Here is a 22,661-nt window from a genome sequence, read left to right on the forward strand (position 1 = left end):
TCAGGCGAGGAGCTCGTCCTGACGCTCGGAGAACACCTCGGCAAGTCGTGCGGTGACGCGGCCCGGCGTGCCCTCCTCGCTCAACTGCCGTTCGTTGATGGCGTGAATCCCCTGCACGTTTCGCGTCGAGGACGTGAGGAACGCCTCATCGCATTCCGTGAGGACATCGAAGCTCAGCGGCTTCTCGACGATCTCGATGCCGGCCTCACGGCCCCAGCGGATGGCGAGGTCACGGGTGATGCCTGCGAGGGGGCCGTCCTCGAGCGGCGGCGTGACGACGCGCTCCCCCAGCGCAACGAAAATGTTGGAGCCCGTGCCCTCACACAGGTTCCCGAGGGTGTTCGCGAAGATCGCCTCGCTGCCACCGTTCTGCTTCGCGGCGGCCAGTGCGACGACGTTCTCGGCGTACGAGGTCGTCTTGAGTCCGGCGACCGCCGAGTTCTCGTTGCGCGTCCAACGCACGGTCGCAACCTTCGTCGTCGGCGCCGGGCGCGGTACGGCGGAAGCAGTGACGATGTGGGTCGGCGGGGCGTCGCCGCGGTCGGAACCGAGCGGCCCGACACCGCCCGTCACCGTGTAGCGCAGACGCCCGAAATCGATCTGGTCACCTTCGAGCACGGCGGCGATGCCGTCGTCGACCTTGGCTCGGTCGAGCTTGGGCAGCCCCAGGCCGGCGAGCGAGCGGTCCATGCGGTCGTGGTGCATCTCCAGCGCGAAGACACGGCCGTTCTCCACCTTGGCGGTCTCGAAGACGCCGTCCCCGACCGTCACGCCGTGATCGATCGGCGAGATGGCGGCACCGTCGTCGACGCGTCGACCTTCGACCCAGATTCGGACGCTCATGCATTCCTCCCAGTGTGTCGGCCATCAGCGATGCCCAACAGTCGACGTGCCTTAAGTTCGGTCTCGTGCCACTCGGTGCCGGGGTCGGAATCCCAGGTGATTCCCGCACCCGCACCGAACGACACTCCACCAGAGACTATCGGCCCGGAGGCCGATTCGTTTCGGTGTATTTCGCAACCGTTCTCGCGCCAAAACGTCCGGATTCCAACGGCGAGTTCAGCCTGCCCGGTTGTGCCGTCAACCCACCCGATCGCGCCGCAGTAGGGGCCGCGCGGGGCCGCCTCCAGCTCGGCGATGACGTCCAGCGCACTGCTCTTCGGAGCGCCCGAGACCGACCCTGGCGGGAAGGTGGCGTCGAAGACCTCGGGCCAGCGGACACCGTCGCGCATCTGCCCACGCACGGTCGACACGAGATGAACGAGCCCCGGGTGGTGCTGGGCCTCGAGCAGACCGTCGACGCTGACCGTTCCCGGCCGACAGACGCGCTGCAGATCGTTGCGCACGAGGTCGGTGATCATGATGTTCTCCGTGGCGTCCTTCGCGAGCATGCGCTCGAGCGTCGAGGCGGTGCCCTTGATCGGTGCCGACGTCAGCGCGCTCCCCTCACGCGCCAGGAAGAGCTCGGGCGAGGCGCTTGCGATGTCGACGTGCCCCTCGACGTCGATGCGGCACGCGTAGGGCGCCGGATTGTCGACGAGGAGGTCTGCGAAGAGGCGATCGAGATCGTCGCGTTCGGCACCGTCTGCGCCGTCCCGCTCGAGAACACGGCAGAGATTGACCTGGTAAACGCGACCCCGTGCGATATCGTCCCGGATCGCAGCGACGCCGCGTTCGTATGCCCCGCGGTCGAGGCTCGTGCTCCAGGCGCCTTGCGCCACCGTCGATGCCTGGTGATCGAGCCCATCGCTTCCCGGTCGCGCCTCGAGAGCCCCTGCCCACGCGCGATCTTCGTGGTGGACGACGTGACGCAACCGCGCCGCCGTGACCCGGCCCTCGAAGGTGACGACGAGCGCATGAAACGCCGGCTCGTCCAGCACGGCGAGGTCGTCGTGGACGGACTCCACACCCCACGCACTCACCGTGCGGAACAGGGCGCGTTCGCCGTGCGCCTGCTCGATACCGTCCATCACGCCGCAAGGCTAGAACATACGAAAACACCCCCGGCGCTCGGCCGGGGGTGATTCGAGGTGGTGGGCGATACTGGGTTTGAACCAGTGACCTCTTCCGTGTCAAGGAAGCGCGCTACCGCTGCGCCAATCGCCCGAGAACGGGATTGGAGCGGACAACCGGGCTCGAACCGGCGACCTCAACCTTGGCAAGGTTGCGCTCTACCAACTGAGCTATGTCCGCCTGTTTCCTCGACCTCGCGGTCTCGGCAACGACGAGAACGTTACCCGGTTCATCGATCGTTCACCAAATCGCGGATGTGCGCAGCGCTCAGGCGGCTTCGCTCACTCCTCGACGACGTGGATCGCCGACTCCTCGGCGCTCTCGTCACCGCCGGCGTAACCCTCGTCGGACGCGACGAGGTCCTTCTCCTCGTCCTCTCGTTCGCCCTCGTCCGGGGCGACGAGACGACCGGCCTCGCGTGCGTCCACCTCCTCCGAGACACCGTCGGGGTTGCCGTACGCGGAGTCGGGGTCGACGTCCGGCGTTTCCTCGGCCAGGCGCTCGTCGAGGGTCTCGGTGCCGCCGTGGTCGGCCCAGCGGGGCTGCTTCTCAGGGGCCGTGATGCCGGCGTCGAGGGCCTCTTCGTACTCGCGGCCGCTCATGTCGTCCGCCGCCGAAGCCTGGTCGGCGAATTCGCTCAGGGTGCCTTCGTCTTCGTGGTTAGTCATGGGGCCATCATGACAGGCGGCTCCGGCGGATCGACGTGGGAGCCGGACCGAAACGCGAACGATCCCCGCAGCGGAAGGGCTACGGGGATCGTCATCGAACTGGTGGGCGATACTGGGTTTGAACCAGTGACCTCTTCCGTGTCAAGGAAGCGCGCTACCGCTGCGCCAATCGCCCGAGGTGGAGACGGGATTTGAACCCGTGTAGACGGCTTTGCAGGCCGTTGCCTCGCCTCTCGGCCACTCCACCACGCGAGTAAAATCTCGCACGTGTCCAAGAAGACACAGAGCGGACAACCGGGCTCGAACCGGCGACCTCAACCTTGGCAAGGTTGCGCTCTACCAACTGAGCTATGTCCGCCTGAAGCTTCGCGCAGTGCGCGTCGCAACGAGGTGAAACTCTAACCCATCCCTGTTGCGGGCGCCAACTTGTCGCAGGCACAGGGGACTCGGCCCAGGGTAGGCACCGCCGTGGGCACGAGATCGACTCGTCCACCGCCCGCACTCACCGGCAGCTCAGGCCGAGCGACGCTCCGCGTCGTCCTGCGTTTCAGTGCCTGCGGCCTCGTCATGGGCACCGTCGGCCGCCGTGAGCCGCGCGGGGGTCCGCTCCCCCTCGGGACGCACGTGGCTCGCGCCGAGGGAGTCGAGGTCCTCCTGGTCATACGGGCGATCGCTCGTCTCGAGGACGCGGGAGCGCACCTTGGCCACCTGCTCCTCGATGAGGCCCTTCGTACGCGCACGCACGCCCTTCGGCGCCGAGGCAACCGGCCACAGCCGCGCGACGGCCGAGTTGAGGGCCGCGCCGATGAGCACCGAGATCGCGAGGAAGTACAACCAGATAAGCACGATGATCGTCGCGGCGAGGGGCCCGTAGATCGAGATGCCGCCCACCGAAGCCGACAGCCAGTTACGCAGGAAGACCGAGATGACGACCCACGCGACGAGCGTGAAGGCGGCTCCGGGCAGGTCGCGCACCCACGGCGTCCGGATCGGCGTGGCGATGTAGTAGAGCGTCGCGAATGCCACGATCGTCAGGCCGCCGACCACCGGCCAGTACAGCGACAGAAGGAACAGGAAGCCCGGCGGCAGGAGGCGTCCGAGCAGGTCCGGGCCGAGCACGATGAGCGGCAACACGACACCCATGACGAGTAGCGCGCAGAAATAGAGGGCGACCGAGAGCATGCGCGTCCGCACGATGCCTCGCTCCCCGCCCTGGCCGTACATGATCGAGACGGTGTCGATGATGACGTTCACCATGCGCGAACCGGACCACAGCGAGATGAGGAACCCGATCGAGACGACATCGGGGCGGCCACCGTCGAGGGCGTCCTGCAGGGTCGGCATGAGGACGTTCTGCAATGCCTCGCCCGACAGCACGCTCGCCATGGACGCCTCGATGGAGCCGGTGATCTCGTCGACCGTGCGCCCACCGAGTGCCTGACCGACGTAACCCATGACGCCGAGCAGCCCGTAGACGAGGGGCGGGAAAGACAACAGGGCGAAGAAGCCGGCCTCCGAGGCGAGACCCGTCACGCGGTAGCGCATGCACTGTCGCACCGTGACGAGCACGAGGCGGATGAGTGCGTAGAGGCCCGGCACACGGCGGGCCCAGGTGCGAGCGAACGTGCGGAATCGGGAGGGCTCCTCTACGACCGGTTGCTCACTCACGCCGCAAAATTAGCGACCGAACGGCCCGAATTCGTGCTGCCACGCCCGAGCGTCCACCCGAAAGTAGTCGAATCGAGGGTTGTCCCCTGCTCGTGGTTAGGTAAACCCATGGATATCTGGCCGGGCAAGCCCTACCCCCTCGGTGCCACGTTCGACGGCACCGGCGTCAACTTCGCGATCTTCTCCGAGGTCGCGGAGAAGATGTACCTCTGCCTCATCGACGAAGATCTCAATGAGCAGCGCATCGAACTGACGGAGGTCGACGGCCACGTCTGGCACGCCTACCTGCCCGGCGTTCAGCCCGGTCAGCGTTACGGCTACCGCGTCGAGGGCCCCTACTCCCCCGAGGACGGCCAGCGCTGCAACGTCAACAAGCTGCTGCTCGATCCCTACGCCAAGGCCATCGACGGCCAGATCGACGGCGACGAGTCGCTGTTCAGCTACTACTTCCTCTCACCGGAGAAGCGCAACGACGAGGACTCGCTCGGCCACACGATGTTGAGCGTCGTCATCAACCCGTACTTCGACTGGGGTCACGACCACCCGCCGCAGCACGAGTACCACGAGAGCGTCATCTACGAAGCCCACGTCAAGGGCCTGACGATGACGCACCCGGACGTGCCCGAGGAGATTCGTGGCACGTACGCCGCCATCGGTCACCCCGCGATCGTGGGCCATCTCGTCGACCTCGGCATCACGGCCATCGAGCTCATGCCCGTGCACCAGTTCGTGCAGGACACGACGCTGCAGGAGAAGGGCCTGACGAACTACTGGGGCTACAACACGATCGGCTTCCTGGCGCCGCACAACTCCTACTCGGCGTCGGGGTCGCGCGGCCAGCAGGTCACCGAGTTCAAGGCGATGGTCAAGGCCCTTCACGAGGCCGGCATCGAGGTCATCCTCGACGTCGTGTACAACCACACCGCCGAGGGCAACGAGAACGGCCCGACGCTCGGCTTCCGCGGTCTCGACAACGAGGCGTACTACCGCCTCGTCGACGACAACAAGGCGCACTACTTCGACACCACCGGCACGGGTAACTCGCTGCTCATGCGCAGCCCGCACGTGCTGCAGCTCATCATGGACTCGCTGCGCTACTGGGTGAACGAGATGCACGTCGACGGGTTCCGCTTCGACCTCGCCGCCACCCTTGCGCGTCAGTTCCACGAGGTCGACCGCCTGAGCGCGTTCTTCGACATCATCCAGCAGGACCCGGTCATCAGCCAGGTCAAGCTCATCGCCGAGCCGTGGGACGTCGGTGACGGCGGCTACCAGGTCGGCAACTTCCCGCCCCTGTGGACGGAGTGGAACGGCAAGTACCGCGACACCGTGCGCGACTACTGGCGCGGCGAACCGGGTTCACTCGGCGAGTTCGCCTCACGCCTCACGGGTTCGAGCGACCTGTACGCCCACTCGGGTCGCCGCCCGATCGCGTCGATCAACTTCGTCACGGCGCACGACGGCTTCACCATGCGCGACCTCGTGTCGTACAACGAGAAGCACAACGACGCCAACGGTGAGGACAACAACGACGGCGAGAGCCACAACCGGTCCTGGAACTGCGGCGTCGAAGGCGAGACAGACGACGAAGGCGTGCTCGCGCTGCGCGAGCGTCAGATCCGCAACCACCTCACGACGCTGCTCCTGTCACAGGGTGTGCCGATGGTGCTGCACGGGGACGAGCTCGGCCGCACCCAGGACGGCAACAACAACACCTACTGCCAGGACAACGAACTCTCCTGGATCGACTGGGATCTCGACGAGCGCCGCAGCTCACTGCTCGAGTTCACCAAGCAGCTCATCGCGCTGCGCCGTGAGCACCCCTCGTTCCAGCGTCGTCGCTTCTTCGCCGGTGAGGCGCAGCACGGCGGACGCAGCGAGTGGGGCGACATCGTGTGGTTCCGCGCGAGCGGCGAGGAAATGCAGGACGAGGATTGGACCTCCGGCGCCGGCACCCTCATGGTCTACCTCAACGGCGACGCCATCCACACGAACGACGCCAAGGGTCAGCCGGTCGTCGACGACCACTTCCTCATGTTCTTCAACCCCGGACACGAGGAAGCGGAGTTCACCATTCCCGACGTCGTGCGCGAGGCGGACTGGAGCTTCGCCATCACGAGCTCGCAGGACGACGAACAGGAGAACAGCGAGTGGAACGAGGGCGAGCAGGTGAAGCTGCCGGCGCGCACCGTCGCCGTGCTGCAGGCACCGCGTGAAGCCGAGTGAGCGTTCGCTCCTTGAGCTGAACGCGACGAAGGCCGTCACCGTCCACTTCGGACGGCGACGGCCTTCGTCGTTTCGGCGCTGACCGGTGTCCGCCCTCACAGCTGCGCGAGCGCGGCCTTCTGCTCCTCGACGTCGAACGTCGCTTCGGGCCACGTGAGGTCGAGCGAGCGCAGGTGCTCGAGGAGCAACTGCTGCACGGCCAGGCGCGCGTACCACTTGTTGTTCGCCGGAACGACGAACCAGGGCGCGATGTCCGTCGACGTGCGCTCGAGCACTGCCTGGTAGGCATCCTGGTACTCGGGCCAGTAGGCGCGTTCCTTGAGGTCGCCCGGGTTGAACTTGTAGAACTTCTCCGGGTTGTCGAGTCGCTCGGCCAGCCGCGCCTTCTGCTCGTCGGCGTCGATGTGGAGCATCACCTTGATGATCGTCGTGTTCTTGGCGACGGTCGACTCCTCGAAGGCGTTGATCTGTCCGTAGCGGCGCATCCAGACCGGGCGCGAGACCAGGTCGTGGACACGCACGATGAGCACGTCCTCGTACTGGCTGCGGTCGAAGACGCCGATGTAGCCGGGCTTCGGCAGAGCGTTGCGGATGCGCCAGAGGAACGGGTGAGCCTGCTCCTCCTTCGTCGGTGCCTTGAACGACGTGAGCTCAACGCCCTGCGGGTCGATGCTGCCGATGACGTGGCGCATGATGCCGCCCTTGCCCGAGGTGTCCATGCCCTGAACGACGAGGAGGACGCTCCGACCGTCGGGGTGACGCTCACTGGCGTAGAGACGCTCTTGCAGGTCGGCGAGTTCCTCGCCGGTCTTGCGCATGAGCTTCTCGGCCTTCTTCTGGTCGCCGTCGAACGCGGGGGTGCTGCTCGCGTCGAGGTCGGCCAGGGAGAAGCCGGGCGTCACCTTGAGCGCCGAGGTGAAGTCGCTCAGCTGCGCCTTGTGCTTCTTCTTCGACTTCTTCGTCGACTTGTCCTTGCCGACCTTCTTCGCGGCCTTGACTGCCTCGTCCTTCTTGGCCTTCTTCGCGGCTTCGGTGGCGGGCTTCGACGAGGCCTTCTTGGCGCTGCCCTTCTTCTTGGCAGGAGCCTTTTCGGCCTTCGCCTTGGCCTTCGCGGCCTTCTCCGATGCCTGATCGGCGACCTTCTTCTTGTCGCTCGAGGTCAGTTCGTCGTCACGCTTCTTCGACTTCGTGTCGGCGTCGGCGGACGCCTTGTCCTTGTTCTTGCCCATGCTTGTCATCATCACAGAACGCGACGTGTCGCGCTATGGTTCGGCGCTCAACCGGCGTCGTCCTCGTGCGGTGATTCGCCGACTCTCGTTCGCGCGCAGAAGGCCTCGGCGTCCGTTGAGGTGGGCAGAGCCCCGGCTCGTCAGGCGAGGTAGTCGCGAACGACGCTCTCCCAGCGCTCCGGGTCGGTGTTCCACTCGCGCACGTGTCGCGCGACCTCCCAACGTTCCCAGCGCACGAGATCCGGGCGCGCCGCAGCGACGGCCGCGCTCGGCCCGTACGGCACGAACTCGTCGTCGACGGAGTGGATGACGAGCATCGGCTTGACGAGTTCGTCGGCGCGCTCGACCCAGTTCGTCAGCTTGATGTCGACGGCCTCGCTCACCCCGATGGTGTGCCGGCTCGTGCGGCTTCCGAGGAGGAACCCGGACAGCGTCGCGAGGCTGGAGTGCACGCGATTGGCACGCGCGTGGTGGAGCATGACATCAGCCCAGTCGAGCACCGGACCGTCGAGCACGACCTTGTGCACGAACGGTGCGAATTCGGAGCGTGCGAGGAACTGCATCGTGATGGCGCCACCCATGGACCACCCGAGCAGATCGACGCTCGTGGCGCCGTGCGCGAGGGCGTACTGAACGGCGGTCTCGACGTCCTTCCACTCGGTGAGTCCGAGGCCGTAACGCCCGTCGAGGCTCGGCGGGCCCTCGAAGTCGTTGCGGTAGCTCGTGACAACGCAGGTGATACCGAGGTCGTGAAGCACCGGTACGGCACGCAGGGTTTCGCCGCGACGCGCGCCACGCCCGTGGACGAGAACGGCCCAGCGCTGACCGTCCCCGGCGTGTGTCACCCATGCGGGCGCGGGCCCGTACTCGGTTTCGAGGACGACGTCTTCGGTCTCGATGCCGTAGGCGTCCTGGGGTGACCCGTCGACGTACCAGCCGCTCCATCGGGCGCGCCCGGGTGCGAGGTCGCCGCGGGTGACCGAGTCGACGCGACGGATGATGTCGCCGTGCTCGGTCTCGCCGAGCACCTCGCCGATTCGGGCGTGACCGCGTTCGTTGTCCCAGAAGAGCCCATAGCGGCCCGGGGCGCGGGACTCGACGGTCGGGGCGAAGACCGCGGAGGTGACACGTCCGTCGCGTCCGTGTCTGACGGTGAGCACCGTTGCGTCATCCGGACGTTCGCGCTCCGGCGTGACGAGTTTGCGCGCGAAGAACGCGGCAACGGCCACGGACGCGAGCGAGGTCGTGGCAGCGAGGGAGCCACCGACGATCGCGCCGATGGCCAGGGAACGGCGAGCAGATGGACGTTGCACGTTCCCATCCTTTCACCGGCGCGCGAGAATGGTCGGCATGGATCTGCCTCTCGATCTCCCCGTCGCGCCGATGCTGGCCAAGGCGGCGACGCGCGTGCCCACCGACGCCGGCTACACGTACGAGCCCAAGTGGGACGGATTCCGTTGCATCGTGGCGCGGGACGGCGACGAGGTCGAGTTGCAGTCACGCGGCACGAAGTCGCTCACGCGCTACTTCCCCGAGGTGGTGGAGCACCTGCTCGGGGTTCTGCCGGAGCGGATCGTTCTCGACGCGGAGATCGTCGTGACGAGCGGCGAGCCGGGCGCGCAGCGCCTCAACTGGGACGCGCTCGGTCAGCGGATTCACCCTGCGGCCTCGCGCATCGAGAAGCTGTCCACCGAGACGCCCGCGCAGGTGATCGCTTTCGACCTGCTCGCACTGGGCGACGAGGATCTCACTGCCCTGCCCTACACCGAGCGCCGCGCACGGCTCGAGGCGGTGTTCGCCGACTTGCCGGACTCGGATTCGCTGTTCCTCACCCGCACGACCGACGACCCTGCCGAGGCGCAGCGTTGGTTCGAGGAGTTCGAGGGCGCCGGACTCGACGGCGTCGTGGCGAAGGCCGACGACGGTGCGTACGAGCAGAACAAGCGCACGATGATCAAGGTGAAGCACAAGCGCACTGCGGAGGCGGTGCTCGTGGGCTACCGCGTGCACAAGAGCGGGTCCGGCGTGGGGTCGCTGTTGCTCGGCCTCTACGCGGACGACGGCAAGCTCTACAACGTCGGAGGCATCAGCGCCTTCACCGCCAAGCGGCGCGAAGAACTCGTCGAGGAGTTGGAGCCGCTCGTCGTGCGCGACGAGGAGGGTGACGCGGTGACGGGTGAGACGGACCGTTCACGCTTCAGCGCGTCGAAGGACGTGTCGTTCGTCACGGTACGTCCGGAACGGGTCGTCGAGGTGGCGTTCGATCAGTTGGAGGGCCACCGCTTCCGTCACGCCGTGTCGTTCCTGCGCTGGCGCCCGGACCGTGAGCCGGAGTCGTGCACGATGGAGCAGGTCGACCGCGCACCCGCGTATGACCTGGGACGGGTGCTGCGCTCGTCCTGAGAGGCGACGCCGTCAGGCGCTGATGGCGACATCCTCGTCGACGACGGGCGCCGGCGCCTTCTTGCCGAAGCGCTGCTGCGCGGCCTGCTTGCTGATGCCGAGGCTCGAACCGATCTGCGACCACGAGTCACCCTTGGCGCGTCGCTCGGCGACGACCCACTTGATGGTGTCGCTCATGAGGTTGTTGAGCATCGCGAGGCCCTCGAGCTCGTCCTTGGTGAACAGGTGCGTCTGCACCCGGAAGCCCTCCATGATGCGGGCGGCGGCCTCTTCGACGGACTTCTCGGAGATGCCGCGAAGCTCCTGCGGCAACGGCTTGCTGATCTTCGGCATCCAATGATGGTAGGAGCCACGTCACGTAGATGTCAATTTGGCTTGACATGACGATCGGCTGATTCGCGCGGCTGGGCGGTGCCCGACGGGCCGCGCAACCGCGTTGGGCAGAGTTCCCTGCGGCTGGGCCGAGGCGATCACTACCCAACCGCAGGAAACCCTGCCCAACAGTCGTGGCGCCGCATCAGGCGTCGGTGGTGGGCGCCTTCTTCGCGCGGCTCGGCTGGACGCGCGGGGGCTCGCCGGGCATCTTCGGGTAGTCGGGCGGGAAGGGCATCTCGGGCAGGCCGCGCTCGACGTCGGCGTCCCACAGCGCAATGGCGGCGGCCACGTCCCCGACGTGATCGTTCATCGACGCGCCGTCGGCCGGCTCCCAGGCGTCACCACGGTCGGCAACGATGCCCGGGACGGTTCGGACGGTGAAGTCGCTCGGCTTCACGTCCCGCAGCTCAGACCAGGCCACCGGCATCGACACCGGTGCTCCCGTGAGCGGTCGCGGCGAGTAGGCCGCGGCGATCGTCCGATCGCGGTTGGCCTGGTTGAAGTCGACGAAGACCTTCTCGCCGCGCAGCTCCTTCCACCATTCCGTCGTCACGAGATCGGGTAGGCGCCGCTCCAACTCGCGCGCGATGCCGATGACGCCATGGCGCACGTCGAGGAACTCGTGCGTCGGCGCGATGCGCGCGTACACGTGCACGCCCCGGTTACCGGACGTCTTGACGAAGGGGGTGAACCCTAGCGACTCCATGAGCTCCTTGAGTGCGAACGCCGCCTCGACGGCATCCGTGAAATCACGGCCCGGCTGGGGGTCTAGGTCGATGCGCAACTCGTCCGGGTTGTCGTTGTTGTCCGCCTTCACCGGCCACGGGTGGAACGTCACCGTGTTCATCTGCGCGCACCATGCGAGCATCGCCGGTTCGTCGAGCACGAGTTGCTCGTGGGCCCGCGCGCTGGGGTAGGTGCACATCACCGAGCGCGCGTACGCAGGCGCACCCTTCGGCGGGTTCTTCGAGAAGAAGGGCTTCTCCCCCAGGCCCTTCGGGTAGCGCTCCAACGCGATGGGCCGGTCACCGCTCCATCGCAGGAACGGCTCCGCGACGGCGAGCAGGTACTCGACGACGTCGAGCTTGCTCACCCCGTCGTCGGGATAGACGAGACGATCGGGACTCGAGACCTTGACCTTGCGGACCTCGTCGTCCGGTCCGGGAATCTCGAGGACGACGGCTGCAGCGCTCATGTTCGCCACCCTAAGCCGATGATGAGCGGGCGCCGCGTCACCGATGCCGCGTTTCCCAGGCAACATCGGGAAGGTCTGGGCAGCGCCCGACGTTGAACTTTGCACCCCACCCGCGAAGGAGCGACATGAGCGACCTGCCCCGCACCATGAACGACGCCACCGACGAGCAGTGGCGCGAGAAGCTGACGCCCGAGGAGTACGCCGTCCTGCGCCAGGGAGGCACCGAGCGTCCGTTCGTGGGCGAGTACACCGACACCGAGACGGCGGGCACGTATCGCTGCCGTGCCTGTGGCGCAACGCTGTTCACCAGCAAGGAGAAGTTCCACAGCCACTGCGGATGGCCGTCCTTCTACGCGCCCGAGGACGCCGAGAACGTCACGCTCCTCGAGGACCGCAGCATGGGGATGGTGCGTACCGAAGTGCGGTGCGCGAACTGCGACAGCCACCTCGGCCACGTCTTCCGCGGCGAGGGCTACCCGACGCCGACCGACGAGCGCTTCTGCATCAACTCGATCAGCATGACGCTGGAGCCCGCCGACGAGAACTGAATAGCCGAACCCCGATCGGGCCCTTCCACTCGCACGGTGGAAGGGCCCGATCTGGGTGGGCGGGGAACGGGTCAGCCTTGCGCGCCCAGCTCGTTCTTGCGGATCTTGCCCGTCGCAGTCATGGGCATCGCCTCGATGACGCGGATCTCGGGAACCTTGTAGGCAGCCAGGCGCTCAGCAGCGAACTCGCGCAGCCGGTCGGCATCGACCGCCTGGGTGACCGTGACGAACGCGACCGGGCGCTCCCCCGTCTCGTCGTCGGGCTTTGCAACGACGGCGCACGCTACGACGGCAGGATGAGCCGCCACCGCCATCTCGACCTCGGCCGGGAACACGCTCATCCCCTTGACCTTGATCATCTCCTTGTCGCGTCCGAGATAGTGCACGAAGCCCTCGTCGTCGATACGTCCGTTGTCGCCGGTGTGGAGCCATCCGTCGACGAGCTGACGTCGGGTGGCTTCCTCGTTGCGCCAGTAGCCACTCGTGACCGACGGGCTGCGGACGATGATCTCGCCCGTCTCGCCCACGGGCACCGGTGTCTGCGTGCCGAATTCGACGACGGCGATGTCGGTTCCCGGCACGGGCAGGCCGCAGAAAACGGGCTCGGCACGCAGGTCCATGTCGTCTGCGTGCAGCCCGTAGGGGCTCGTGTCCATCGTGTGCGTCTCCGTCATGCCGTAGGCGGCCTCACGAAGCACACCGCCGTCCGGGACGGCAGCCGTCCATGAGGCACGCACCTCGGGAGTCATCTTGCGAACGAACGAGACGGCCTGCGGATCGGTGAGCGACGACAGATCGCGCGAGCCGATGTCGTCGCGCGCCATGAGTTCGAGGTAGTTCTCGACCGTGCCGACCATGACCTGGACGTGGTGCTCTTCAACGGCATCGAGCACGGCGTCGGCGTTCCACCGCGACAAGAGAACGCTCGTACCGCCGAGGACGACAGGGAGCAGGATGCCGAGATCCTCCCCGGCGATCCAGAAGATCGGCAGGTAGCACAGCGCCGTGAAGTCACCGTGGGCATCGAGGCCGTTCGCCTGTGCGGTGCTCGCCGCTGTGTAGACCATGTCCCCCTGCGAGTGACAGCAACCCTTCGGCAGACCCGTCGTGCCACCGGTGTAGTTGAGCGCCGCGAGGGCATTCCACTCCCCTGCGTCATCATCCACGCGCGGCCCATCGGTCATCCGGGACGAGCCGTCGTCGACCACCACGACCTCGCACTCGTGCTCCACCTGCGCCGCACCGTCACGCGCCGGCTTCTCGGTGACCGACGACGTCACGATGATCCGTGCCTCGCTGTCGCGCAGCTCGTGGGCCACCTCGTGGGCGCTGAACATCGGGTTCACCGGCACGTGCACCGCGCCGAGACGCAACACCGCGAGGAACGTGACGACGAATTCGTGTCGGTTGCCCAGGTGCACTGCAACTCGGTCACCCTTCGTCACGCCGTGCTCCCGAAGCCACCCGGCGACACGACGATGGGCGTCGTCGAGTTCGCGGTACGTCATCGTCGTCGGGCCGTCGACGAGGGCGACCCGATCCGGTCGCTCCCCCGCCCAGTGCTCAACGTGTGCGGGCAAGGTCACCCGACCGATCGGGTAGTCGACCTCGTCGCTCCACCCCGACCCGCGGTGGCGTGACTGCCGCGCCCTGACGTCGTCAAGGTAGGCCTCCAGTGTCATCGTGTTCTCCCCCATGTTGTGCTCCTTCACCAGGTGTCGATGTACGGCCGTGTCGAGCGCTCGCCCGGGAATCCGCCGATGAGCTGAAGAATGCGCTCACGGGTCTCGGCGGGGTGGATGATCTCGTCGATCTCGTCGAGGCGTGCCGCGTTGAGCGCCTTGCCCTGCTCGTACTGCTGCGCGACGAGTTCCTCGAACCGCTCCTCACGAGCCGCAGGGTCTTCGATGGCGCCCAGTTCCTTGGCGAAGCCGAGCCGCACCGCTCCTTCGAGTCCCATGGCGCCTATCTCCGCCGTCGGCCAGGCCAGCGTGGCCGACGTTCGTCGGAAGCCCCCGCACGCCATCGCCATCGCGCCGAGGCCGTAGCCCTTGCGGGTGATGACGACGATCGTCGGCACCGTGAGGCGCGCACCTGCGACGAACATCCGGCTCACGTGCCGTACCGTTCCCTCGCGCTCGGCGTCGGGGCCAACCATGAATCCCGGTGTGTCGCAGAGGGAGACAAGCGGGATGCCGTAGCCCTCGCACAACTGCATGAAGCGCGCGAACTTGTCGCCGGCCGCCGCGTCGATGGCCCCGCCGAGCACACCGCAGTCGTTGGCCATGACGCCACAGGTGCGTCCGCCGATCTGGACGAGCGCGGTGACAGCATTCGGCGCGAACTCGGGCCGCAATTCGAGGACGAAGCCGTCGTCGGCGAGCGTCTCGATGGCCGTGCGGATGTCGTAGACGAGCTTGCGGCGCTGGGGCACGAGCGTCGTCAGCACGTGTTGGTCGGGCGCCTCGCCCGTGCCAGGGAGTCCGGAGAGCAACCAGAGGTAGTCGCGCGCCGCTTCGACGGCCTGCGCGTCGTCGTCGACGACAAGGTCGACGACCCCGTTCGGTGCCTGGACGCTCATCGGGCCGACCTCGTCTGCCGCCACGCGGCCCAGTCCGCCACCCTCGATCATCGCGGGGCCCGCCATACCGATCGAGCTGTCGACCGTTGCGATGATGATGTCGCACGTGCCCGCCATGGCCGCGTTGCCGGCAAAGCAGCGGCCGGTGACGACGGCGACCGTCGGGACGAGGCCGTTGAGCGCACCGAGCGCCGCGAAGGTGCCGAGGTCGAGCCCCGTGGCACTGACGAGCATCGCATCGACGTCACCAGGACGCCCGCCGCCGCCCTCGGCGAAGAGCACGACCGGCAGTCGGCGCTCGCGCGCGACCTCGAGTGCGCGGTCGGTCTTCTTGTGGTTGAAGTAGCCCTGCGTTCCGGCGAGAACGGTGTAGTCGTACCCGAGCACGACGCAGGTCAGCTCACCGCCGTCGACCGGTACCCGCGCCACACCCGTCACCATGCCGTCGGCGGGCGTCGACGCCTTGAGGTCGTCGAGGTCGCGGCGTGAGCGTTGGGCGGCGATCGTCGCCGAGCCGTACTCGTGGAACGTTCCGGCGCCCACGAAATCTCGAATGTTCTCGCGCACCGAGCGGTGGCCGGTGGCGGCGCGCTTGGCCATGGCCCCGGGGCGGGCCCCATCGGCGATCCGGGCGCGGTGCTCGTCGAGTTCAGCGGCGAGCGGGTTTTCCTCGGGCACACCGTCCCCTTCCACGTGTGTCACGTCACACACGCTAAAGGCTGAGCCATCCCCTTCACGTCGATCGCGAACAGCCGATTTTGTAGACGTTCGGCGTCACATACGACGCGCAACGTCTACAGAATCAGACATCGTCGTCAGGCGAAGGCGGCGCACAGGGACGCCGCTCCGGCGCGCCCCTCGTCGATCGCTTTCTCGTACGGCTCGCGCAGCATGAGCGCCATCGTTCCTGCGTACGTCACCATGAGGGCAGACGCCAACGCTTCGGCTCGTTCGCCCGCAATGGGGGTGGCCGTCTCGAGCAGCCTGTCACGCAACAGCGCCGTCTCGAGGTCGAGGATCCCCCGCAGTTCCGGCGCCGGGTCGGGGAACGCCGCAGCCGTACCCGTGAAAGCGCACCAGCGCTCCGTCATCCGCTCGGATTGGTAGGTGCGCAACGCGTTCCACAGCGCGAGCACGCGCCCTGCGTCATCCGGGGCTGCGGCGATCTCGTCGTCCCAGACCTGCTTCCACACCTCGTACCGACGATGCAGAGCCGCCGCGATGAGGCCCTCCTTGTTCCCGAAGTGCGAGTAGAGGCTGGGCGGCGACGCCCCCGCGGCCTTGAGGATCGTGTCGACGGGCGTGGCGAAGGCACCCTCGACGAACAGCAGCGCGTCGGCAGCGTCGAGCAGGCGCTCGCGAACGGGTTTGCGGGGTTCCACGGCGCCAGAATATAACGTGCGTTATCGTTGGTCTAGAACGAGCGTTCATCACGACGATCAGTGAAGGAGTGACCGTGCCCAGCATTTACATCGATGGCGCGTGGGTCGAGGCCGCATCCGGCGAGACCCGTGAGATCACCTGCCCCGCCGACGGATCCCACGTCATCACGGTGAGCGAAGGCGCCGAGGCGGACGCGCAGAAGGCCATCGCGGCCGCCCGCCGCACGTTCGACGACGGCGCCTGGTCCGCGACGCCCGCCAAGGAGCGCGGCGCCATTCTCGACAAGCTCGCCGACTTGCTCGAGCGCGACAAGGACAAGGTCGCCCGCGTCGAGTCGCAGGACACCGGCAAGCGCTTCATCGAGTCCCAGTACGACATGGACGACATCATCGGCGTCTTCCGTCACTTCGCCGCTCTGGCCGACAAGGAGGCCGGCCGCGTCGTCGACACCGGCATGCCGAACGTCGCGAGCCGCGTCGTCACCGAACCGGTCGGCGTCTGCTCACTCATCACGCCGTGGAACTACCCCCTGCTGCAGACGGCCTGGAAGATCGCCCCGGCCATCGCTGCCGGCAACACCTTCGTCCTCAAGCCCGCCGAGCTGACGCCGCAGAGCTCGATGTGGCTCATGGACGCCCTCGCCGAGGCGGGCCTGCCCGCCGGCGTCGCGAACCTCGTCACCGGCCCCGGCGCCACGGTCGGATCCGAGATGACGACGAACGAGGACGTCGATCTCGTCAGCTTCACCGGCGGCCTCGTCACCGGCCGCGCGATCATGGCAGCGGCCGCACCGACCGTCAAGAAGATCGCCCTCGAACTCGGCGGCAAGAACCCCAACGTCCTGTTCGCCGACGCCGACATCCCGGCCGCCATCGACAACGCCCTGACGGCAGTCTTCCTCGACTCCGGCCAGGTCTGCTCGGCCGGCACGCGCCTCGTCGTCGAGGAGTCCATCCACGACGAGGTGGTCACCGAACTCGTGCGCCGCGCCGAACTCATCCGCCTCGGCGGCCCGTTCGACGACAACGCCGAGACCGGCCCGCTCATCAGCGAAGCCCACCTCGAGAAGGTCGACACCTACGTCAAGGAAGCCATCGAGGACGGCGCGAAGCTGCTCACCGGCGGCAAGCGCGGCGAGGGCGAGCTCGCGAAGGGCTCCTACTACCTGCCGACGATCCTCGACGGTTGCGACAGCTCGATGCGCTGCGTCCACGACGAGTCCTTCGGCCCCGTGCTCACCGTCGAGACGTTCTCCGGCGACGACGCCAAGGCCGCCGAGGACGCCGCCGTCGCCATCGCGAACGACACGATCTACGGCCTGGCCGGCGCAGTCTGGACGCAGAACGCCGGGCGTGCCGAGCGCATGGCGCGCCGCCTGCGTCACGGAACCGTGTGGATCAACGACTACCACCCCTACGTGCCGCAGGCCGAGTGGGGCGGCATGAAGCAGAGCGGTATCGGCCGGGAGCTCGGCGAGCACGGACTCGGCGAGTACCTCGAGACCAAGCACATCTGGCACAACATCGACCCCGCACCGGCCGACTGGTTCAGCGGCCGCGAGAGCTGACCTGCCGCGCCCGCCTCGGGCCGAGCAGCACACATATCGCTCCCGGTGAGGTTCGGCCCCGCGAACCAACCATCCGCTTTCAGGTCCTCGAACGAACTCTGTGGGGCAGGGTTCGTTCGAGGACGACCATGTGAGAACACAAGGAGATTCATCTCGATGAAGAAGCGTTACGACTACGTCATCGTCGGTGGCGGCTCGGCCGGCTCCGCGCTGGCCAACCGCCTCTCGGCCGACTCGAACACGAGCGTTCTCGTGCTCGAGGCCGGGCGCGCCGACTTCAAGATCGACCCGCTCATCCACATGCCCGCCGCGCTCATGTTCCCCAGCGGCAACCCGCTCTACGACTGGCGTTACGAGAGCGACCCGGAGCCCTTCATGGGTGGTCGACGCGTCGCGCACACCCGCGGCAAGGTGCTCGGTGGCTCCAGCTCGATCAACGGCATGATCTTCCAGCGCGGCAACCGAGGCGACTACGACAAGTGGGCCACGTTCGCCGGCATGGAGGACTGGGACTACGCCCACTGCCTGCCCTACTTCAAGCGCATGGAGACGACGCTCGCGGGCGCCGACGCCTGGCGCGGCGGTTCCGGTCCCCTCACGCTCGAGCGCGGCCCGGCTACCTCTCCCCTGTTCCAGGCCTTCTTCGAGGCCACCCAGCAGGCTGGCTACGCCCCGACGGATGACGTCAACGGCTACCGCCAGGAGGGCTTCGCACCCTTCGACCACACGACGAAGAACGGCTCGCGCATGAGCGCCTCCCGCTCCTACCTGTGGCCGGTCAAGAACCGCAAGAATCTCGACATCGCGACGCTCGCCTTCGTCACGAACTTGCGCTGGGACGGCAACCGCGTCACGGGCGTCGACTTCGTGCGCGGCGGTCGCCGCAAGCACTCCGTCGAAGCCGGCGAGGTCATCCTGTGTGGTGGCGCGTTCAACACGCCGCAGCTGCTGCAGCTCTCGGGCGTCGGCAACCCCGAGGTCCTCGCGGCCGCGGGCGTCGAGACCCGCGTCGACCTGCCGGGCGTCGGCGAGAACCTCCAGGACCACCTCGAGGTCTACCTCCAGCACGAGTCGGTGCAGCCGGTTTCCATCCAGCCCTGGCTCAAGAAGTGGAAGGCGCCCTACATCGGCGCGCAGTGGCTCTTCGCCAACACCGGTGTCGGCGCCTCGAACCACTTCGAGGCGGGCGGCTTCATCCGTACGAACGAAGAGGTTCAGTACCCGAACCTCATGTTCCACTTCCTGCCGGTCGCAGTGCGTTACGACGGCACGGGCGGCGGTCACGAGCACGGCTACCAGGTGCACATCGGCCCGATGAACTCCGACGTGCGCGGCCACGTACGCATCACGAGCAACGACCCGAAGAAGCACCCGAGCATCCTGTTCAACTACCTGTCGACCGAGCGCGACCGCCGCGAGTGGGTCGAGGTCGTGCGCGCCGCGCGCCACATCCTCAGCCAGCCCGCGTTCTCGCCGTTCGACGGTGGCGAGATCTCCCCCGGAAGCGCCGTCCAGACGGACGAGGAGATCATCGACTGGATCGCGAAGGACGCCGAGACGGCCCTGCACCCCTCGTGCTCGGCCAAGATGGGCACCGACGAGATGTCCGTCGTCGACCCGAACTCGATGCGCGTGCACGGCACCGAGGGCCTGCGGGTCGCCGACGCGTCGGTCTTCCCGAGCATCACGAACGGCAACATCTACGCGCCGGTCATGATGGTGGCCGAGCGTGCCGCCGACCTCATCGCTGGCAACACGATGCTCGCTCCGGAGAACCCGCCCACCTACCGTGCCAAGGCCGGTATGCCGCTCTACCCCGAGGGCGACCCGCGCAACGACGCCTGGGACGCCAAGAGCGAGATCCCGAGCGCTGCCGCCATCGTGGGAGAGCCGCGATGAGCTCGGTGACGCCCGCCCCCGACGCCGAGGTCGAAACACCCGGCGAAGCCCGGATCAAACCTGTCGTCCTGTGGACCACGGCCGTGTTCATCGCGGTCGTGGCCGGGTGGGCCCTCATCGATCCGAAGGGCGCCGAGAGCCAGCTCGGTACCGTCGTCGAGTGGATGGGTGGCTGGTTCGGCTGGTTCTACATCGCCCTGGCGACGATCGTCCTGTGCTTCGTCGTGTACCTGGCACTGCGCTTCGGTCGCATCCGTCTCGGGCACGACCACGACCGTCCCGAGTACTCGACGTTCGCCTGGGCGAGCATGCTGTTCGCCGCCGGCATCGGCACAGACCTCATGTTCTTCGCCGTCGCCGAACCCGCGTCGCAGTACCTCGCACCGCCGCAGGGCAAGGGCGAAACGCTCGACGCCGCGCGTGAGGGCACCGTGTGGACCCTGTTCCACTACGGCATCACCGGCTGGGGCATGTACACGCTCATGGGTATCGCCCTCGGCTACTTCGCCCACCGCAAGGGCCTGCCGCTCGCGGTGCGTTCGGCGCTCTACCCGCTGTTCGGCAAGCGCATCAACGGCGGCATCGGCAACGCGGTCGACATCGCAACGGTGCTCGGCACGATCTTCGGTGTGGCGACCAGCCTCGGCATCGGCGTCGTCATGCTCAACGTCGGTCTCGACCTGCTGTTCGGCATCGACCAGGGCGTGCCCGCGCAGATCGGTCTCGTCGTCGTCGCCGTCGTCACCGCGACGATCTCCGCGACGTCGGGCATCGACAAGGGCATCCGCATCCTCAGCCAGCTCAACGTCATCCTCGCGCTGTTCCTCGCGGGTTGGGTGCTCGTCTTCGGCGACACCCGCTTCCTCCTGCGCGCGGCGACGATGAACGTCGGTGACTTCGTCAACCTCTTCCCGGGCATGACGCTCGACACGATGGCGTACGACTACCCGGGCGAGTGGATGAACCTGTGGACCCTCTTCTTCTGGGCCTGGTGGATCGCCTGGGCAAGCTTCGTCGGCATGTTCCTGGCCCGCATCTCGAAGGGCCGCACGATCGGCCAGTTCGTCGTGGGCACGCTGACGATCCCGTTCCTCTACATCGTCATGTGGGTGACGATGTTCGGTAACACCGCGATCAAGCGGATCATGGACGGTGACAAGGCCTTCGGCGACGCCGCGATCAACACGCCGGAATCCGGTTTCTACCAGCTGCTCCAGCAGTTCCCGGCGGCAACGTTCATCATCGGTCTGGCCACGTTCGTCGGCCTGCTGTTCTACGTGACGTCCGCCGACTCCGGCGCCCTCGTCATGGCGAACCTCAGCTCCGACCTGCCGGACGCCGAGACCGACGCCAAGCCGTGGGTGCGTATCCTGTGGGCCGCCGCGACCGGCGTGCTGACCATCGCGATGCTCATCGTCGGCGGTATCACCGCGCTGCAGTACGCGACGATCGTCATGGGTCTGCCGTTCGCCTTCGTGATGATCCTCGTGATGATCGGTATCCACCGTGCGCTGACCGGCGAACAGCGGCACGCCAGCGCGATGCTGGAATCGCTGCGCTCGGGCACGATCGGTGCGCCGCCGACCGCGAACGGCTCGTGGAAGAACCGCCTCGCGCGTCAGTTCGGCAGTGTGTCTGCGAAGGCCACGGAGGAACGCATGGACGAGGTCGTCGTCCCGGCTCTCGAGGAGGTCGTCGCCGAACTGCGTGAGCGAGGCGTCAACGCCGAGCTCGAGCACCTGGCGCAGCCGACCAAGCAGCTGCGCCGTTCGGTGACCCTCACCGTGCACGCGGCCGACCCGCGCGCCGAGGACTTCCACTACACGAGCCAGATCCGCAGCATCAAGGTCGCGTCCTACGGCGCGCGCATGATCGAGGCGGACGACATCTCGTGCCAGCTCGAGGTCGTTGTCCCCGGCGGTGGCGCGTACGACGTGCTCACCTACTCCAAGGAAGAGATCGCGCACGACGTGCTCGACCACTACACGTGGTGGCTGAACACGAACGCCACGGTCGCCCAGGAAACCGAGTGACCATCGGCTTACGCACGAAGGCGGCGGGTACCGGATCTGATCCGGTACCCGCCGCCTTTGTCGTGCTGAACAGGCTCGGCGGGTCAGCGCATGCGCGCGACGAACTCGCTCATCGTGATCTGCGGGCCGGAGAAGAACGGCGTCTCCTCGCGCACGTGACGACGAGCCTCCGTGTACCGCATCTCGCGCATGAGGTCGAGGATGCGGTACATCTCGTCTGCCTCGAAGGCGAGGATCCACTCGTAGTCACCCATGCCGAACGAGGCGATCGTGTTGGCGCGCACGTCCGGGTACTCACGGGCGGCCATGCCGTGGTCGTGAAGCATCTTCTTGCGGTCCTCGTCGGGCAGCAGGTACCAGTCGTAGCTGCGCACGAACGGGTAGACGCAGATGTACTTGCGCGGCGTCTCCTCGGCCATGAACGCCGGAATGTGGCCGCGGTTGAACTCGGCCACGCGGTGCATCGCGACGTTCGACCAGTACGGCTCGAGGTGACGGCCGAGGTCGGTGGCGAGGAAGCCCGAGTAGGCCTTCTGCAGCTCGTCGATCGACTCGCCGTGCCACCAGATCATGAGGTCGGCCTCGGCGCGGAAGCCGGAGAGGTTGTACGTGCCGCGCACGGTCACGCCCTTGCCCGCGAGCGAGTCGAGGTACTCGTCTGCCTCACGCGCGATGGCCTCACGGTCGCCGTCGACCTTGTCGACGATGGTGAAGACCGACCACATCGCGTAGATGCGGGAAGCGTTGATGCGGTCGACCGTGACGTGCTTCGGCTCGGGGCGCGAACTCGTCTTCTCGGGGTTATGCGGGTTCTCCGGCTGCGGGGTGGTCACCGTGATTCTCCTTCGGGTGCGTGCTTGTTCGGAACAGGTT

Annotated in this window: 18 protein-coding genes and 5 tRNA genes; 6 read left to right on the top strand and 17 right to left on the bottom strand. The window is 67.2% G+C overall.

Annotation, left to right across the window (positions count from 1 at the left end):
- The 9 genes from H7F30_RS11505 to H7F30_RS11545 form a co-directional block, all read right to left on the bottom strand.
- The gene (locus tag H7F30_RS11505) at positions 1-843 is read right to left on the bottom strand and encodes an aminotransferase class IV (protein ID WP_187035226.1); all 843 of its coding nucleotides are present in this window, start codon (positions 841-843) and stop codon (positions 1-3) included.
- Positions 840-1,970 (bottom strand): chorismate-binding protein, encoded by a 1,131-nt coding sequence (locus H7F30_RS11510; RefSeq protein ID WP_187038026.1) that lies wholly within the window; start codon positions 1,968-1,970, stop codon positions 840-842. The genes H7F30_RS11505 and H7F30_RS11510 overlap by 4 nt, the downstream gene beginning before the upstream one ends.
- 61 nt (positions 1,971-2,031) lie before the next feature.
- A tRNA-Val gene (locus tag H7F30_RS11515) sits at positions 2,032-2,106 on the bottom strand.
- A gap of 11 nt (positions 2,107-2,117) precedes the next feature.
- Positions 2,118-2,193 (bottom strand) — tRNA-Gly (locus H7F30_RS11520).
- 101 nt (positions 2,194-2,294) lie between these two features.
- Positions 2,295-2,681 carry a DUF5709 domain-containing protein gene (locus tag H7F30_RS11525; protein WP_047311550.1) on the bottom strand — a complete coding sequence of 129 codons (387 nt, stop codon included), beginning with the start codon at positions 2,679-2,681 and terminating at the stop codon, positions 2,295-2,297.
- A 100-nt stretch (positions 2,682-2,781) separates the two neighbouring features.
- Positions 2,782-2,856 (bottom strand) — tRNA-Val (locus H7F30_RS11530).
- Position 2,857: 1 nt separating this feature from the next.
- A tRNA-Cys gene (locus H7F30_RS11535) sits at positions 2,858-2,928 on the bottom strand.
- Between the two features lie 38 nt (positions 2,929-2,966).
- A tRNA-Gly gene (locus tag H7F30_RS11540) sits at positions 2,967-3,039 on the bottom strand.
- Between the two features lie 155 nt (positions 3,040-3,194).
- Positions 3,195-4,349, bottom strand: a complete 1,155-nt coding sequence (locus tag H7F30_RS11545) for a YihY/virulence factor BrkB family protein (protein ID WP_118913221.1) — start codon at positions 4,347-4,349, stop codon at positions 3,195-3,197.
- A gap of 108 nt (positions 4,350-4,457) precedes the next feature.
- Here H7F30_RS11545 and glgX point away from each other — a divergent pair, with 108 nt between their 5' ends.
- Complete coding sequence (gene glgX, locus H7F30_RS11550) at positions 4,458-6,575, top strand: glycogen debranching protein GlgX (RefSeq protein ID WP_187035228.1); 2,118 nt, start codon at positions 4,458-4,460, stop codon at positions 6,573-6,575.
- Positions 6,576-6,670: 95 nt separating this feature from the next.
- Here the strand turns inward: glgX and H7F30_RS11555 are convergent, their stop codons facing one another.
- Entirely contained in the window at positions 6,671-7,804 is a 1,134-nt protein-coding gene (locus tag H7F30_RS11555) for a PPK2 family polyphosphate kinase (protein WP_187035230.1), read from the bottom strand.
- A 140-nt stretch (positions 7,805-7,944) separates the two neighbouring features.
- Positions 7,945-9,117: an alpha/beta hydrolase gene (locus H7F30_RS11560; protein ID WP_187035232.1), complete on the bottom strand. Its 1,173-nt coding sequence runs from the start codon at positions 9,115-9,117 to the stop codon at positions 7,945-7,947.
- 37 nt (positions 9,118-9,154) lie between these two features.
- On the opposite strand from H7F30_RS11560, the gene H7F30_RS11565 reads away from it, so the two are divergent.
- A complete protein-coding gene (locus H7F30_RS11565; protein WP_047311733.1) occupies positions 9,155-10,207 on the top strand; it encodes an ATP-dependent DNA ligase in 1,053 nt (350 codons plus the stop codon).
- A gap of 12 nt (positions 10,208-10,219) precedes the next feature.
- Here the strand turns inward: H7F30_RS11565 and H7F30_RS11570 are convergent, their stop codons facing one another.
- Positions 10,220-10,540: a hypothetical protein gene (locus tag H7F30_RS11570; RefSeq protein WP_047311547.1), complete on the bottom strand. Its 321-nt coding sequence runs from the start codon at positions 10,538-10,540 to the stop codon at positions 10,220-10,222.
- A gap of 184 nt (positions 10,541-10,724) precedes the next feature.
- Positions 10,725-11,777, bottom strand: a complete 1,053-nt coding sequence (gene ligD, locus H7F30_RS11575) for a non-homologous end-joining DNA ligase (protein WP_187035234.1) — start codon at positions 11,775-11,777, stop codon at positions 10,725-10,727.
- 125 nt (positions 11,778-11,902) lie between these two features.
- Between ligD and msrB the strand changes: the two genes are divergently transcribed.
- Complete coding sequence (msrB, locus tag H7F30_RS11580; protein ID WP_222617803.1) at positions 11,903-12,325, top strand: peptide-methionine (R)-S-oxide reductase MsrB; 423 nt, start codon at positions 11,903-11,905, stop codon at positions 12,323-12,325.
- Positions 12,326-12,396: 71 nt separating this feature from the next.
- Here the strand turns inward: msrB and H7F30_RS11585 are convergent, their stop codons facing one another.
- The 3 genes from H7F30_RS11585 to H7F30_RS11595 all read right to left on the bottom strand — a co-directional run bounded on the left by H7F30_RS11585 (position 12,397) and on the right by H7F30_RS11595 (position 16,288).
- Positions 12,397-14,022, bottom strand: a complete 1,626-nt coding sequence (locus H7F30_RS11585; RefSeq protein WP_255464803.1) for an AMP-binding protein — start codon at positions 14,020-14,022, stop codon at positions 12,397-12,399.
- Between the two features lie 11 nt (positions 14,023-14,033).
- On the bottom strand, positions 14,034-15,608 hold the full coding sequence (locus tag H7F30_RS11590; RefSeq protein ID WP_255464804.1) for an acyl-CoA carboxylase subunit beta: 1,575 nt from the start codon (positions 15,606-15,608) through the stop codon (positions 14,034-14,036).
- Between the two features lie 113 nt (positions 15,609-15,721).
- Positions 15,722-16,288: a TetR/AcrR family transcriptional regulator gene (locus tag H7F30_RS11595; RefSeq protein WP_187035236.1), complete on the bottom strand. Its 567-nt coding sequence runs from the start codon at positions 16,286-16,288 to the stop codon at positions 15,722-15,724.
- A 74-nt stretch (positions 16,289-16,362) separates the two neighbouring features.
- On the opposite strand from H7F30_RS11595, the gene H7F30_RS11600 reads away from it, so the two are divergent.
- The 3 genes from H7F30_RS11600 (at position 16,363) to betT (ending at position 21,788) form a co-directional block, all read left to right on the top strand.
- Entirely contained in the window at positions 16,363-17,856 is a 1,494-nt protein-coding gene (locus H7F30_RS11600) for an aldehyde dehydrogenase family protein (RefSeq protein ID WP_187035238.1), read from the top strand.
- Between the two features lie 156 nt (positions 17,857-18,012).
- On the top strand, positions 18,013-19,755 hold the full coding sequence (gene betA / locus H7F30_RS11605) for a choline dehydrogenase (protein WP_187035240.1): 1,743 nt from the start codon (positions 18,013-18,015) through the stop codon (positions 19,753-19,755).
- Positions 19,752-21,788 (top strand): choline BCCT transporter BetT, encoded by a 2,037-nt coding sequence (gene betT, locus H7F30_RS11610; RefSeq protein ID WP_187035242.1) that lies wholly within the window; start codon positions 19,752-19,754, stop codon positions 21,786-21,788. Before betA ends, betT begins: the two co-directional genes overlap by 4 nt.
- Positions 21,789-21,871: 83 nt before the next feature.
- On the opposite strand, the gene hemQ is transcribed toward betT, so the two are convergent.
- Positions 21,872-22,513 (bottom strand): hydrogen peroxide-dependent heme synthase, encoded by a 642-nt coding sequence (hemQ, locus tag H7F30_RS11615; protein ID WP_082128793.1) that lies wholly within the window; start codon positions 22,511-22,513, stop codon positions 21,872-21,874.
- Between the last annotated feature and the right edge of the window lie 148 nt (positions 22,514-22,661).

This window comes from Dermacoccus sp. PAMC28757, from assembly GCF_014302635.1.
GTDB classification, from domain to species: domain Bacteria; phylum Actinomycetota; class Actinomycetes; order Actinomycetales; family Dermatophilaceae; genus Dermacoccus; species Dermacoccus abyssi.